This window comes from Acinetobacter sp. X9, assembly GCF_054889255.1.
In genome coordinates, this window is the sequence record NZ_CM142679.1 from 1 (window position 1) to 15,035 (window position 15,035).

12 protein-coding genes are annotated in these 15,035 nt (G+C 39.1%); 10 read left to right on the forward strand and 2 right to left on the reverse strand.

The features are described 5' to 3' along the window. The 6 genes from dnaA to ACYU0V_RS00030 all read left to right on the forward strand — a co-directional run bounded on the left by dnaA (nt 1) and on the right by ACYU0V_RS00030 (nt 7,764). Nucleotides 1-1,410 carry a chromosomal replication initiator protein DnaA gene (dnaA, locus tag ACYU0V_RS00005; RefSeq protein ID WP_002115442.1) on the forward strand — a complete coding sequence of 470 codons (1,410 nt, stop codon included), beginning with the start codon at nt 1-3 and terminating at the stop codon, nt 1,408-1,410. 97 nt (nt 1,411-1,507) lie between these two features. Then, on the forward strand, nt 1,508-2,656 hold the full coding sequence (gene dnaN, locus ACYU0V_RS00010; RefSeq protein WP_069122199.1) for a DNA polymerase III subunit beta: 1,149 nt from the start codon (nt 1,508-1,510) through the stop codon (nt 2,654-2,656). Between the two features lie 14 nt (nt 2,657-2,670). Continuing rightward, on the forward strand, nt 2,671-3,753 hold the full coding sequence (gene recF / locus ACYU0V_RS00015; RefSeq protein ID WP_002115479.1) for a DNA replication/repair protein RecF: 1,083 nt from the start codon (nt 2,671-2,673) through the stop codon (nt 3,751-3,753). A 52-nt stretch (nt 3,754-3,805) separates the two neighbouring features. Further along, nucleotides 3,806-6,274: a DNA topoisomerase (ATP-hydrolyzing) subunit B gene (gyrB, locus tag ACYU0V_RS00020; protein ID WP_002115497.1), complete on the forward strand. Its 2,469-nt coding sequence runs from the start codon at nt 3,806-3,808 to the stop codon at nt 6,272-6,274. Nucleotides 6,275-6,309: 35 nt separating this feature from the next. After that, nucleotides 6,310-6,702 carry a cytochrome b562 gene (gene cybC, locus ACYU0V_RS00025; RefSeq protein WP_461848582.1) on the forward strand — a complete coding sequence of 131 codons (393 nt, stop codon included), beginning with the start codon at nt 6,310-6,312 and terminating at the stop codon, nt 6,700-6,702. Between the two features lie 135 nt (nt 6,703-6,837). Next, nucleotides 6,838-7,764: a hypothetical protein gene (locus ACYU0V_RS00030; RefSeq protein ID WP_461848584.1), complete on the forward strand. Its 927-nt coding sequence runs from the start codon at nt 6,838-6,840 to the stop codon at nt 7,762-7,764. Nucleotides 7,765-7,814: 50 nt separating this feature from the next. Here the strand turns inward: ACYU0V_RS00030 and ACYU0V_RS00035 are convergent, their stop codons facing one another. After that, nucleotides 7,815-9,743 (reverse strand): ATP-binding cassette domain-containing protein, encoded by a 1,929-nt coding sequence (locus ACYU0V_RS00035; protein WP_039767390.1) that lies wholly within the window; start codon nt 9,741-9,743, stop codon nt 7,815-7,817. Between the two features lie 253 nt (nt 9,744-9,996). Here ACYU0V_RS00035 and ACYU0V_RS00040 point away from each other — a divergent pair, with 253 nt between their 5' ends. The 4 genes from ACYU0V_RS00040 (at nt 9,997) to erpA (ending at nt 14,081) form a co-directional block, all read left to right on the forward strand. After that, complete coding sequence (locus tag ACYU0V_RS00040; protein WP_005804874.1) at nt 9,997-11,001, forward strand: putative solute-binding protein; 1,005 nt, start codon at nt 9,997-9,999, stop codon at nt 10,999-11,001. Between the two features lie 255 nt (nt 11,002-11,256). Next, nucleotides 11,257-12,264: a putative solute-binding protein gene (locus tag ACYU0V_RS00045; protein WP_002115480.1), complete on the forward strand. Its 1,008-nt coding sequence runs from the start codon at nt 11,257-11,259 to the stop codon at nt 12,262-12,264. A 352-nt stretch (nt 12,265-12,616) separates the two neighbouring features. Continuing rightward, entirely contained in the window at nt 12,617-13,621 is a 1,005-nt protein-coding gene (locus ACYU0V_RS00050; protein ID WP_461848587.1) for a putative solute-binding protein, read from the forward strand. Between the two features lie 124 nt (nt 13,622-13,745). Then, nucleotides 13,746-14,081: an iron-sulfur cluster insertion protein ErpA gene (gene erpA / locus ACYU0V_RS00055; RefSeq protein ID WP_002115421.1), complete on the forward strand. Its 336-nt coding sequence runs from the start codon at nt 13,746-13,748 to the stop codon at nt 14,079-14,081. A gap of 60 nt (nt 14,082-14,141) precedes the next feature. Here the strand turns inward: erpA and ACYU0V_RS00060 are convergent, their stop codons facing one another. Then, a complete protein-coding gene (locus tag ACYU0V_RS00060; RefSeq protein ID WP_461848589.1) occupies nt 14,142-14,984 on the reverse strand; it encodes an alpha/beta fold hydrolase in 843 nt (280 codons plus the stop codon). Nucleotides 14,985-15,035: the final 51 nt, after the last annotated feature.

The following is a 15,035-nucleotide window of genomic DNA, read 5'->3' on the forward strand; positions in this document are numbered from 1 at the left end:
ATGCTTTGGACAGACTGCTTAACTCGCTTGCGACAAGAGCTCTCTGATAACGTCTTTGCGATGTGGATTCGCCCATTAGTTGCTGAAGAAGTAGAAGGGACACTGCGTCTTTATGCACCTAATCCTTATTGGACGCGTTACATTCAAGAGAACCATCTAGAATTAATTTCTATATTGGCCGAACAGTTATCAGAAGGGCGAGTACGTCAGGTTGAGATTTTAGTTGATTCTCGTCCTGGTAGTATTTTGTCATCAGGTGAGCAGCCAGCAACTACAACTGCTGCTTTGCAAACTGCGCCCCAACAAAGTATTAAAGTAAAAAAAGAACCAGATTCTATTTCCAGTTCACCTACTACTAATAGTGTAGTGAACCCAAAAACACCGAAAAAGAAACTATTAAATCCCCAATTTACTTTTTCTTTATTTGTTGAAGGCCGTTCGAACCAGATGGCTGCTGAAACATGTAGAAAGGTATTAACACAATTAGGTGCTTCACAGCATAACCCTTTATTCTTATATGGTCCGACAGGATTGGGTAAGACTCACTTGATGCAGGCAGTTGGTAATGCTTTATTGCAAGCCAAGCCTAATGCACGGGTGATGTATATGACCTCTGAGAGCTTTGTTCAGGATTTTGTAAGTTCTTTGCAAAAAGGCAAAGTTGAAGAATTTAAGAAAAATTGCCGTTCTTTAGATTTATTGTTGGTCGATGATATTCATCTTTTAGCCGGTAAAGAAGCCAGCTTGGTTGAATTCTTCTATACATTCAATGCTTTACTTGATGAATCTAAACAGATTATTTTAACTTCAGATCGTTATCCAAAAGAATTGACCGAGTTGGATCCACGTTTGGTTTCACGCTTTTCTTGGGGACTTTCTGTAGGCGTTGAACCGCCAGATATTGAAACTCGTATCGAAATTCTATTGAAAAAAGCCGAAAATAGCGGCGTTGATTTACCTCGAAACTGTGCATTATTTATTGCACAACAAGTAGTTGCTAACGTACGTGAACTTGAAGGTGCACTCAATAAAGTCGTCGCAATTTCTCGTTTTAAAGGTGCACCAATTGATCTTGATGTTGTCCGCGAATCTTTAAAAGATGTGTTGGCAATCCGTGCACGTACAATTAGTGTAGAAAATATCCAACGTGTGGTTAGTGAATATTTCCGTATTCCTTTAAAAGAATTGGTAGGACCAAAGCGGACTCGAATCTATGCGCGACCACGTCAGTTAGCAATGGGACTTGCTCGTGAGTTGACTGGTGATAGTTTTCCCGAAATTGGAATGGCTTTTGGTGGACGTGACCATAGTACCGTAATGCACGCCTGTGAAAAAGTTGTGAGTCTACGAGAAGAAGATCCGATTTTTGACGAAGACTATAAAAATTTACTGCGTCTACTCCAGAGTTAATGAAATGATAAGACGTTGTTGCAAAGTCTACGTAAGTGCAGCATAGTACACAGCTAAAAAATGAAATATTTGCTCCAAGTTGCTAGAGGAATGAATCGTGCGTTTGAAAATCGCTAAAGAAAGCTTACTCAATGTTTTATCGCATGTTGTTGGGGCGGTAGAACGTCGTCATACATTGAATATTCTTTCAAACGTCAAAATTCAGGCTAATGCTCAGGCACTCACCATTACCGGTTCTGATTTAGAAGTCGAGCTGGTTGCCAGTACTGTTTTAACAGAAGGGGCATGCATTGAAGCAGGTGAAACAACTGTTCCTGCTCGTAAGTTGATGGAAATTTGTAAATCATTGCCTACAGCTGCATTGATTGACTTACAAATTACAGAAGATCAAAGATGTATTTTAAAATCTGGTAATAGCCGTTTTGTATTAGGTACTTTACCGGCAGAAGATTATCCATTATTGACCACTGAAAATAGTCAAGGTACACAAGTACAGGTCACTCAACGTGAGTTAAAGCGTTTATTTGAAAAAACGGCTTTTGCTATGGCCGTACAAGATGTACGTTTCTATTTAACGGGTACTTTATTAGAAATTGATGAAAATCAATTACGTGCAGTAACAACAGATGGTCACCGTTTAGCACTTTGTGAAATTACTGCTTCTTCTACATCATCTCAATTGGTCCAAGCAATTGTGCCTCGTAAAGCTGTTGGTGAATTACAGCGTTTACTTAGCATTGAAGATGAACAATTAACGTTGCTGATTGGTCGTGAATTGTTAAATGTCACAATTAATACGCCAAGCCGTGACAAAGAGCAGGGCGATATCACTGTTCGCTTTACTACAAAGTTGATTGATGGAAAATTCCCTGATTATCGTCGTGTAATTCCACGTGGTGGCGATAAACATGTGTTAATTAGCCATGATGTGTTCAAACAATCATTACAACGTGTCGCAATTTTGAGTAATGAGAAATTACGTGGTGTTTTCTTGAATTTTAATCAAGATTCTTTACAGCTACGTGCAAATAACCCTGAACAAGACGAAGCGATTGAAGATTTAGCGATTCAGTATCAAAACATACCGCTTGAAATGTCATTTAATGCACAATATTTGCTGGATGTTTTAGGTGTGCTTGATGGTGATGATGTAAATATGAGCATGACTGAGGCAAATCAATCTGTATTGGTTCAAGATCCGGCACATCCTGATCAAACCTATGTCGTTATGCCGATGCGTGTATAATCTGGCTATCTAATATGCATCTTACGCGTTTAAATATTGAACGTGTGCGTAATTTAAAAACGGTTGCACTCCAAGGGTTGCAACCGTTTAATGTATTTTATGGCGCTAACGGTTCAGGAAAAACTTCAATACTGGAAGCAATCCATTTGCTTGCAACAGGGCGGTCGTTCCGCACCCACATACCTAAAAATTATATTCAATACTCTGCTGAAGATGCGATTGTTTTTGCGCAATCTGCAACTGAAAAAATTGGCATGCAAAAGTTGGCCTCTGGTGAGCAGTTGATGAAGGTCAATGGCGATACAGTGGCTACACAAGGACAACTCGCTAAACTGCTTCCTTTGCAGCATATTGATCCACAAAGTACAGATATTATTGACCATGGGGCGAAACCTCGGCGCCAGCTTTTAGATTGGCTGATGTTCCACGTGGAACCTGAGTTTTATTTTGCTTGGCAATATTATTCTCGTGCATTAAAGCAGCGTAATACTTTACTTAAAACCAGACGGAATATTTCTCTAGCGGATTTAGAGCCGTGGAATAAAATGTTGAGTGATTATGGTGAAATTTTACACTCTCAGCGTTTAAGTATTGTGGAACAATGGAATGTCTTTTTTCAAAATGATTTAAGTCAATTGCTACCTGATCTAGAGATTGAACTGGAATATAGTCCCGGTTTTCATACAGAGCAGGGACTCATGCAAGACTTGCTGAATCAACACCAAAAAGACATCGAACGACGCTATACCGAATATGGCCCACATCGTGCAGATTTGCGCTTAAAAACCCCGTTTGGACATGCTGATGTAGTTTTATCAAGAGGTCAGAAAAAACTCTTGATTATTGCCTTAAAACTGTCACAAATTGCAATGTTACATGCGAGTAATAAGGAAACTGTGGTATTATTAGATGATCTGACAGCAGAATTAGACTTAACCGCACAACAACGTTTAATTGAACGATTAAGCCAACTTGGTAGCCAGGTTTTTATGACAACTTTAGATCATGCATCGGTAAAAAAACACTTACATGATCTGTCTATTTCATATCAATTATTCAATGTTGAATCCGGTCAAGTTAGTCTTGCTTCACCATAATTTTTTGATGTTACCCATCTTTGAATAAACCTATATTTGCTAGGGAGAAACCATGAGTTCAGAGTCTCAATCAGCCTCTCAAACAGAACAAACCAATGAAAAGGCTTATGATTCCTCTAGTATTAAAGTATTACGTGGATTAGATGCAGTTCGTAAACGTCCGGGTATGTATATTGGGGATACAGACGACGGTACCGGTTTACACCATATGGTATTCGAGGTTGTCGATAACGCAATCGATGAAGCTTTAGCTGGGCATTGTGACGAAATTATTGTCACGATTCACGAAGATGAATCGGTAAGTGTTTCTGATAATGGCCGTGGTATTCCAACCGATATCCACCCTGAAGAAGGGGTATCTGCAGCGGAAGTAATTCTTACGATCTTGCACGCAGGCGGTAAGTTTGACGATAACAGCTATAAAGTTTCAGGCGGTTTGCACGGCGTAGGCGTTTCAGTTGTAAATGCGCTTTCAAGTAAATTGCATTTAATTATTAATCGCGCTGGCCAAGTGCATGAACAAGAGTATCACCACGGTGATCCGCAATATCCATTACGTGTGATTGGTGAAACGGATAGCAGTGGTACAACTGTACGTTTTTGGCCAAGTGAGCTAACTTTTAGTCAAACCATTTTTAACGTTGAAATTTTAGCGCGTCGTTTACGAGAGCTTTCATTTTTAAACGCGGGTGTGCGTATTGTTTTACGTGATGAACGTATTAACCTTGAGCATGTATATGACTACGAAGGTGGTTTATCTGAGTTTGTAAAATACATTAACGAAGGTAAAACTCATCTAAACGAGATTTTCCATTTCACTGCTGATACAGAAAACGGTATTGGTGTAGAAGTTGCATTGCAGTGGAATGAAAGTTATCAAGAAAACGTGCGTTGTTTTACCAACAATATTCCTCAAAAGGATGGTGGTACTCATTTAGCAGGTTTCCGTGCGGCTTTAACACGTGGTCTTAACCAATATCTTGAAAACGAAAACATTCTCAAGAAAGAAAAAGTCAATGTGACAGGTGATGATGCCCGTGAAGGTTTAACGGCGATTATTTCGGTAAAAGTACCTGATCCGAAATTCTCTTCTCAAACTAAAGAAAAACTGGTATCGAGTGAAGTAAAACCAGCGGTTGAGCAAGCAATGAACAAAGAGTTCTCTGCTTACTTACTTGAAAACCCGCAAGCTGCAAAATCAATTGCCGGTAAAATTATTGATGCTGCGCGTGCACGTGATGCTGCACGTAAGGCACGTGAAATGACGCGTCGTAAGAGTGCACTTGATATTGCTGGTTTACCGGGTAAATTGGCAGATTGTCAGGAAAAAGACCCAGCACTTTCTGAATTATATCTAGTCGAGGGTGACTCTGCTGGTGGTAGTGCTAAGCAAGGCCGTAATCGTAAAATGCAGGCTATTTTACCGTTGAAAGGTAAAATCCTGAACGTTGAACGTGCACGCTTTGACAAAATGATTTCTAGTCAGGAAGTCGGTACTTTAATCACTGCACTTGGCTGTGGTATTGGCCGTGAAGAATATAACCCTGATAAGCTTCGCTATCATAAAATCATTATCATGACCGATGCCGACGTCGATGGTTCGCACATCCGTACCTTGTTGTTAACGTTCTTCTTCCGTCAAATGCCAGAATTGGTTGAGCGTGGGCATATTTATATTGCTCAGCCACCTTTGTATAAATTGAAGAAAGGTAAGCAAGAACAATACATCAAAGATAATGATGCGTTGGAAACTTATCTCATCTCAAATGCAATTGATGAGCTATCTCTACATACCAATGCTGAAGCACCTGCAATTACTGGTGAAGCACTGGCGAAAGTGATTCAAGACTATCAAGTTTCACAAAAGAGCTTACAGCGCTTAACTTTACGTTATCCAGCTAGCTTACTGGATGCTTTACTTGAAGTAGAAGCATTCAAGAGTGATCAAAACCATGATGAAGCTTATGTACAACAATGGGCAGATCAGGTACGCGATATCATTACCAGATTACAGCCAAGTTTACGTCCAGAAATCTCTTTAGAGGCATTTGAGCGTGAAAATGCTCAAGGTGAAAAATCTGCACATTACTGGCCACGTATTACGGTGTATGTACATAACCTGCCACATGCGTACTTGCTTGATGCAGCTTTATTGAATTCGGCTGAATATGCACGTTTGTTGAAAAACTCGAAGAGTTGGTTCACTTTACTTGAAGATGGTGCTTTTTTACAAAAAGGCGACCGCCGTATTCAAGTGGCTAACTTCCATCAAGTTTGGCAACATATTTTACAAGATTCACGCCGCGGTATGATGATCCAACGCTATAAAGGTCTTGGAGAGATGAATGCTGAACAGCTGTGGGAAACAACAATGGACCCTGAAAACCGTAATATGTTGCAGGTGACAATTGATGATGCGATTGAAGCAGATCGTATGTTCTCTTGCTTAATGGGTGATGATGTTGAACCACGTCGTGCATTCATTGAAGAGAATGCTTTAAATGCGGATATTGATGCTTAATTCATAACATGATTCTAAATCAGTCTAGGGAGAGAATGATGAGTCAGAAATTATTAGCTAGTCTTTTAATTTCATGTGCGGTTTTAGGAAGTTCTGCTGTTTCGGCAGCAGACCTAGAAACGAATATGAAAACTTTAGCTAAGAGTACTAAAGCATTTGCCGAAGCGAAAGATACTGATAACGCGAAACAACAGCTTGTTGTAATGCGTGAAGCAGCAGTTTCTTCTAAGCAATATTTGCCGCATAAACTCGAAGGTTTGCCATCAGAAAATGTAAAGGTAAAAGAGTACCAAGCTGGTTTAGATCAGCTTGTTGCCGAAATTGATAAAGTAACTGTTTTAGTTGAGCAAGGACAATTAGATCAAGCCAAGACCGAAGCAATTAATTTAGTCAAAATACGAAATGAAAATCATAAAAAATTTAGATAATTGATTTTTTATGGTAAAGGGCTAATCATTATTAGCCCTTTTTTGTATCCAAAAAAAGCATTTTGTTTAACAAGTAAACTATTCGAAGTTATATTCTCTATGCGGTACTTTCTAATAACAATAGGAAATATAATTATGAAAAAGATTTATAAACTTATATTGGGTAGCATTGTTTTTGTCACTAGTGTGTTTCAATTGCATGCTGCGATAGCCCCCACCTTTTATGGAAAATTAGTATTTCATCGTTATAGTGATTATGAGGCATGGGACAGTAAGCTTTATCTTTATAACTTCACAACACAGCAGACCACATTACTCGGTGCAAATTGGAAAATTGATCATATGATGAATGGTCATTTTTCTCCAGATGGAAAATGGTTGACGTTCATGGGAGTTAACTCTGGGGAGCATTATGGTGATGCATGGGATGTATATGTATGGAAGGTCGGAAGCACTGAGTTACCCATTAACCTAACCCAAGGAAATAATAAGCGCGATGAAGATCCTAAATTCATAGATAACCAGCGTATTATTTTTAAACAAAATGGCGATCTAAAAATCATTAAAATGACGGATCGGACGATGACTTCTGTGACTCAAAATGGTTGGGATATAGAAGAATCGATGCCTTATCCGATGGTGAATACCACCCAAATTTTGTATGCGAAAGGTGCTGGAAATAATTCTAGAATTTTTAGTATTGATCAGTCGGGTGCTTATGATACACAGCTGACCAATATTGCTTCATATTATCCAGTATGGTGGCAAGGAAGTCGGTTCTTATATGTGCGCTGGTATAGCCCAACAAATCCTCATGACCAGATCTATATTTATGATATGGCTAATAAACAAACTACACGTTTGCCATTTAACAACACCAATTATGATACTTCCGACCCAGCTCCTTTAGATCAGCGTTACATGGTAGTGTCTCTTGCAGGACAAACAGGAAGTCGAGGCGGATACGATTTATATATTGCTGACAGTCTATCAAGCAATGTTTGGCCTTTACCGATCAATACCAATTTAAATGAATTAGGGGCTTTTTATACGCCTTATTAACAAATAAAAAAGCCGATTAAGAAATCGGCTTTTTTATTTTAGAAAATGGATTAATCAAAAGAAGCTTCCATTTCTTCTAACTCCATCATAAGTTCCAAAAGCTGCTCTTCGTGTTGCTCAAGTTTAGCTTTCAGCTCTGTCTGCTCATTCATAAGTTTGAGTAGATCATCCTTACGTGCAGCATCATATAAAGATGTGTCTGCTAAGGATTCTTCAATTTTGGCGAGCTGCGGTTGTAGCTTTTCAATTTGTGATTCAACCTTTTCAATATTTTTACGAATAGGTCGAGTCTGTTCACGACGGCGAGCTGCTTCTTTACGCTGTGCTTCTTTATCAACTTTAGCAGGCGCTGGAGCGGCAGAGGACGAATTATTCTGTGCGACGGCAGTCTGAGCATTGATTTGCTGCTGACGTGCTTCACGTAGCCATTTAGCATAGTCCTGTAAATCACCCTCGAACTCAGTACATTTACCGCCGTGTACTAAAAGAAGCTCATCACATACACTTGCAATAAGTTGACGTTCGTGGGAAACCAGAACAACGGCACCTTCAAAATCTTGTAATGCCATGCTCAGTGCATGACGCATATCAAGATCTAAATGGTTCGTCGGTTCATCGAGAATTAAAACATTTGGACGCTGCCATACAATCAGTGCTAGGGCTAAACGAGCGCGTTCTCCACCAGAAAAGCTTTCACATGGCGTATCCATGCGTTCACCACTAAAGCCAAAACTACCTAAGAAAGAACGTAGAGTGGCTTCACTAATTTGTTTATCTGCTATACGAGCAAGCTGTAGCATTGGGCTAGCATGACCATCTAAAGCATCCATCTGGTGCTGTGCAAAGTAACCAATATTAAGCAGCTCGGAAGCTTTACGTTCACCTGCCAAGAGTGGTAAATCACCAACCAAGCTCTTAATCAATGTTGACTTACCTGCGCCGTTCATCCCAAGCAAACCAATACGTGAGTTCGGTGTAATTTGTAATCTAATTTTTTCGGCTATTTGCTTATCACCATAACCAATACTGGCATTATCTAAAGTCAGCAACGGTGAACTCATTTTAGTCGGTTCACGGAAACTAAATGTAAACGGCGTATCTACATGGGCTGGTGCAAGCTGCTGCATGCGCTCAAGTTGTTTAATACGACTTTGTGCTTGACGAGCTTTAGTTGCTTTTGCCTTAAAACGGTCAATAAACTTTTGTAAGTGAGCACGTGTTTCTTGCTGCTTTTCAAAAGCTTGTTGTTGCTGGGCAAGACGTTCACTACGTGTGGTTTCAAATGTAGAGTAGTTTCCGGTGTAAAGCGTGAGTTCTTGATTTTCAATGTGAAGAATATGATCTGTAATCGCATCTAAAAAGTCGCGGTCATGCGAAATTAGAATGAGTGTACCTTCATAGGCTTTAAGCCAATCTTCTAACCACAGAATTGCATCCAAATCTAAGTGGTTTGTTGGCTCATCCAGTAAGAGTAGATCAGAACGACTCATGAGGGTACGCGCCAAATTTAAGCGCATACGCCATCCACCCGAGAAGCTCTCAACGTTCAAACGTAATTGATTTTCTAGAAAACCAAGGCCTGCCATGAGCTGCGCAGCTTTAGAGGGCGCTGAATAACCATGGATTTCATCAAAACGGCCATGCAATTTAGCCAATTCAAAATCAGTCAGTTGATCTGGTTGAGCAAGCTTATTTTGTATATCCCAAAACTCTTCATCACCTGAAAGAACAAAATCAATTGCAGGCATATCTAGGGCTTTTACTTCTTGCGCCATATGCGCCACGGTCCAGCCTGTCGGACGAGTAAGTGAACCTTCATCTGCACCTAAACTTCCAAGTAATGCAGCAAATAAGGTCGATTTACCTGCGCCATTTACACCAGTTAGACCAATCTTCCAACCTGGGTGTAATTGCATAGACGCTTTTTGAAATAGAACACGTCCACCGCGGCGTAAAGAAACTTGGTCAAATTGAATCATCTTATTGTATCGAGGTGAGTTAGGGATGCTGTATTTTAAAGAGAACTGCCGATGAAAACAAAACTTTCCGGATTTTAGTGAGCAGCTGTTAATAATTACATATATCCAGACATTCTAAATTTCGCTATTCATCCGAAATTTTCAAAATATTGAACAAGATAGAATACTTTTAAAAAAATATGGCTAAAATAAAAACAGTTTGAAATTTGGTTGATTAATGAGCTACTAATAAAACTAGACTAAGGAAAGTCAAATGAAAAAAAGATTGGGGATAATTGGTGCAGTATTTTGCTGTGCTGTGGGGACAGTACATGCTGGGCAAAGTGTCTGTGTGTTTGATTTGTTAGGAAAGTCAGGTGAATCCTATAAAATGATGGAAGAGTGGGCGCTTGCAGCGAAAGAATGGCAAGCAGATATCACTTTAATTCCATTTCAAGATGAAGGCTTAGTTGACCGTAGACTGCGTGAAGGAAAATGTGACGCCGCTTATATGACCTCCATGCGGGCGCGAAATTATAATAAATTTGCAGGTTCAATTGATGCGATTGGAGGGGTAACCAGTAATGCAATCGCCCAAAAAGCTATTAGTTATGTTTTGGATAAGCGTAATAAACATCGCATGGTGACTACACAAACTGGAACCAATTACGAGGTCGTTGGTATTGTTCAGATTGGATTGGCTTATTTATTTGTAAGAGATAAAAACCTCAACTCAATTGAAAAAGTACGTGGGACTAAGTTTGCTATTTTGCAATATGACGCAGCACAAAAAATTATGGTGGAAAGCGTTGGCGCTCAGCCCATTCCTTCAGAAATTACCGATTTTGTGAAAAAGTTTAATAGTGGCCAAGTCGATGCAATTGCGGCACCAGCCTATGCTTATAAACCTTTAGAGATTGGTAAAGGGGTCGGCGTGAAAGGGGCAATGTTTACTTTCCCCGTAGTTAACGTTACGGGTGATTTAATTGCCCGAAGTGATAAGTTCCCCACAGATTTCGGTATAAAGTCACGTGCTTGGTTTATACAAAAATTACCTCAGAATTTTGCCATGATAAAGCGGCTAGAAATGGGTGTACCCTCAAAAATTAAAATTAATTTTTCAGCAGAAGACAAAACTAAATATCAAAAAATTTTACGTGAAGGTCGCCTCAGCTTAACAAAACAAGGTGTATACGATGCAACAATGATGAGTGTGCTAAAGCGTGCCCGCTGTACAGTTGAACGGACAAATTTTGAATGTACGCTTAATGGAGAGTAGTTTATTTTTTAAACACAAAAACGCTACATATATTTCAAAGCTGAATATGGGTATGAAAATTGTGAATATAAAAAGTAACTTACGGAAACTTAGTGATTTTTACTGCTAATAAATAAATTAAATCGAACAAACAATGGTTCAATGAGATAAAAATATTTGAGTAAAAGCTCTATTTTTTTCTAAAAAACATGATTAATATCTGTGTTTGAAAGGAAACTTCAAACAAAAAATCTGTTCCGTGGAAGGATGAAGAAAATGAAAAAAATCGTACTTGCTATGGCTGCCGCTTCTGTTGTTGGTTTTTCTGCTTCAGCGCAAGCAGCGAGTACCGTATGTGTATTCGACCTCTTAGGAAAAGCAGGCGACTCATATAAAATGATGGAAGAATGGGCTCTTGCTGCAAAAGGCTGGGGTACTGAAATTAACTTAGTTCCTCGTCAGGACGAGGCTGTTGCTGATAATGATTTTAAAGCGGGTAAGTGTGATGCTGTGGCAATGACAGCAATGCGTGCACGCCAATATAACAAATTCGCAGGATCTATCGACTCACTTGGTGGTGTTCCAAATAACCAAATCGCTCAACGTGCAATTACCTATGTATTAGATGCGCGTAATGCAGCAAAAATGACCACAAATATGGGTGGTAAAAAATACGAAGTTGCTGGTATTTCTCCACTAGGTTCAGCATTCATTTTCGTACGTGACAAAAATATCAACTCTGTTGAAAAAGCTGCGGGTAAAAAATTCGCTGTACTTGGCTATGACGATGCACAAAAAATTATGGTGCAACGTGTAGGTGCTCAAGCAGTTCTTTCTGATATCTCAAACTTTGCTGCTAAATTTAACAATGGTCAGGTAGATATGGTAGGTGCGCCTGCTTATGCTTACAAACCATTAGAATTAAATAAAGGTTTAGGCGCAAACGGTGTAATGTGGAACTTCCCTGTATTACACGTTACAGCAGATCTAGTATTACGTTCTGATAAATTCCCAGCTGGTTTTGGTCAAAAATCTCGTGACTGGTTTGTTAAACAGTTACCGAAGAGCTTTGCAATGATCAACCGTTTAGAAGCGCAAATTCCTGGCAAATACAAAATGAACTTAAGTGCAGAAGATAAACTTAAGTATCAAAAAATGTTGCGTGATGGCCGTATGGACTTAACTAAACGTGGTGTTTACGATGCTGGAATGATGTCTGTACTCAAAAAAGCACGTTGTTCTGTAGACAAGGCTAACTTTGAATGTTCAATGCCTGGTGAATAATCCTAATTTCATTCAGAAAGCCTAGACTGAGTTCTAGGCTTTTTGTTTTATATACGCTGTCAGTTATGCCATTGTGGTTAGTTAGAAAGACGTTAAGCTAAATTTAGATAAAAACTTCATAAGGAAACATGAAGGTATAAAAATGGATCAAGGACTTGAGTGATTAAAATAATTGCTAATAGGTAGGTTAATCGCTATCTATTTTTCATGGAAATAAAATCATAAAAGCAAATTCGGTCTATAAAAATATTCCAACATGATTTTTATATGAAGACTATCCGATTCACTCCTTATCGGTGTGAAATTTCTTGGTATCGAAAAACAAAAACTCCACAAGGAAAGGAAAAAGAATATGCAATTTTCCAAAAAGCTATTACTTGCGCTGGGATTTACAACAGTTTCTTTTGCAGCCGAGGCTAAACAAACAGTATGTGTTTTTGACTTCGTTGGTAAAAATGGCGATGTCTATGCGCTGATGAGGGATTATCAGCTTGCCGCTAAAAACTGGGGAGCTGATATCGAGCTTAAAGTAAACCAGAATGAAGCCGTGATTGCTGAAGATTTTAAAGCGGGTAAATGTGATGGTATTAGCGTGTCAGGAATGCGCGGGCGTCAATTCAACTCATTTACTGGTTCATTAGATGCAATTGGTGCGATTCCAGATCTCAAACTTGCTGTTAAAGTCATGCAAGGCTTAGCGAGCCAAACTTTTAGTAAATATATGGTTAATGGACGCTATGAGGTCGTCGGTATTATTCCCGTTGGTGATGCTTACCTTTTAGTAAATGACCGTAGCATCAATACAGTAGCGAAAGCAGCCGGTAAAAAAATCGCTGTGCTTGACTATGATGAAGCACAAAAAATTATGGTTCAGCAGGTCGGGGCACAGGCTGTTAGTGCTGATGTAACAAATTTTGGTGCGAAATTTAATAATCATCAAGTTGATATTATTGGTGCGCCAGCAGCAGCATTTAAGCCTTTAGAACTACAAAAAGGTTTAGGAACAAAAGGTGCTATCGTGAATTATCCGATCTTACAGGTCACAGGAAATATTATTATCCGTCCTGATAACTTCCCAGCTGGTTTTGGCCAGAAATCTAGGGAATGGGTTTCGGGTCAGCTACCACGTGCTTTTACCATCTTGGGTAAGATGAAAGCGGATATTCCACAAAAATACTGGATGGATGTCCCAGCAGCCGATAAGCCAGGCTACCAAAAGCTTATGCGGGAGTCTCGAATTAACCTTACACAACGTGGTGTATACGATAAACGTATGATGAAACTCCTTTGGCAATTCCGTTGTAAGCAAGATGCTAAAAACTTCGAATGTGGCTTACAGGATGAGAATTACAAATAATCTTGATAAAAATACTCAAGATTCGCTTTAAACTTCGAAGACAGACCCTATATTGATTATGCTATACTCAATATAGGGTCTTTTTTATTTTGAAAGGCACAGCAAAATCCGAGGAACAATCATCATGAATGCCCAAGCTCTAGTTTTGACAGATAATGCTGCCAATAAGGTACGCCAACTCCGTGATAGTGAAGGGAATGACGATCTCATGTTACGTGTATATGTAACAGGAGGCGGGTGTTCAGGGTTTTCGTATGGCTTCAATTTTGCTGAAAGCGTAAATGAAGATGATGCAGAATTCGTAAATGGCGATGTAAAAATGCTGGTTGACTCACTTAGCTATCAATACCTCATTGGTTCAGTAGTTGACTACGTAGAGGGCCTAGAGGGTTCACGTTTTATCGTACAAAACCCGAATGCAACAACAACATGTGGTTGTGGTTCTTCATTCTCGATTTAAAAGAATTTTAAAATTTAAAAAACCTCTCTATTTTGAGAGGTTTTTTTATTGATCAGATCATTATCTTTTACAGACAGATTCTAAAAAATATTGTACGAGCTCAGGCGCATCCTGATATGGAATCCAATGCGACGCATCCATAAAAACTGCTTTATAACTATTTTTAAAATAATGTGAGTTTAGCTCGGCACTTTTTTCTGTAACGGCAATATCATGTTTACCCCAAATAAAAAGAGTTGGAACATCTATGGCTTTAAACGGATTTTGAGGTTTGTCCCAAAAAAAGCCACGATACCAATTCAACGCCGTAGTTAATCTATTTTCTTTTATAAACTCAGTCTCGAATATAGCAATTTGCTGTTCAGTCATGCCTGATGACTTTAGAAACTTACGACCCAATTTAGGTATCTTTTTAAATAAAAGTTCGGGCAGAATGGGTAGCTGAAAAATTGCAAAATAATAAGATTTAAAAAGTTGTCTGCTGCTTAAACAAGCTTTTAAAAAAGCAGCTTGATGGGGCACAGAAACTAAAGTGAGATGCTGAATATATTGTGGATACTTCATAGCAATGCCCGAAGCGATTGCCGAGCCCCAGTCATGCCCAATTAAATAAACTGGCTGGCCAAGCTGCTCAATGAAACTTGCCACATCTTCTACAAGTTCACTCAATGAATATTGAAATCGGCTTTGAGGCCTAGCATTTAAACTATAACCACGTTGATGAATTGCAAGTGTTCTAAATTGATGCTGATGCAATAATTCAGAGGTTTGCTCCCAACTATGAGCAGTTTCTGGAAAACCATGCAATAAAACAACGAGTGGACCATCTATAGGGCCTGAATCAATTACATCGAATGTCCAAACCCCACGTGTGTATTGATGAATACGTTTGGTCAGATCCATGAAAACATGCCTTAAATCATTTTTGTTGGCATTTATCATGAGTTCTTATGC

What these genes read in the sequence shown, in the direction of transcription:
- ACYU0V_RS00030 (WP_461848584.1), top strand. Translation starts at nt 6,838, where the DNA reads ATGAAAAAGATTTATAAACTTATATTGGGTAGCATTGTTTTTGTCACT.
- ACYU0V_RS00035 (WP_039767390.1), bottom strand. Translation starts at nt 9,743, where the DNA reads ATGATTCAATTTGACCAAGTTTCTTTACGCCGCGGTGGACGTGTTCTA.
- ACYU0V_RS00045 (WP_002115480.1), top strand. Translation starts at nt 11,257, where the DNA reads ATGAAAAAAATCGTACTTGCTATGGCTGCCGCTTCTGTTGTTGGTTTT.
- erpA (WP_002115421.1), top strand. Translation starts at nt 13,746, where the DNA reads ATGAATGCCCAAGCTCTAGTTTTGACAGATAATGCTGCCAATAAGGTA.
- cybC (WP_461848582.1), top strand. Translation starts at nt 6,310, where the DNA reads ATGATGAGTCAGAAATTATTAGCTAGTCTTTTAATTTCATGTGCGGTT.
- ACYU0V_RS00040 (WP_005804874.1), top strand. Translation starts at nt 9,997, where the DNA reads ATGAAAAAAAGATTGGGGATAATTGGTGCAGTATTTTGCTGTGCTGTG.
- dnaA (WP_002115442.1), top strand. Translation starts at nt 1, where the DNA reads ATGCTTTGGACAGACTGCTTAACTCGCTTGCGACAAGAGCTCTCTGAT.
- gyrB (WP_002115497.1), top strand. Translation starts at nt 3,806, where the DNA reads ATGAGTTCAGAGTCTCAATCAGCCTCTCAAACAGAACAAACCAATGAA.
- ACYU0V_RS00060 (WP_461848589.1), bottom strand. Translation starts at nt 14,984, where the DNA reads ATGGATCTGACCAAACGTATTCATCAATACACACGTGGGGTTTGGACA.
- ACYU0V_RS00050 (WP_461848587.1), top strand. Translation starts at nt 12,617, where the DNA reads ATGCAATTTTCCAAAAAGCTATTACTTGCGCTGGGATTTACAACAGTT.
- recF (WP_002115479.1), top strand. Translation starts at nt 2,671, where the DNA reads ATGCATCTTACGCGTTTAAATATTGAACGTGTGCGTAATTTAAAAACG.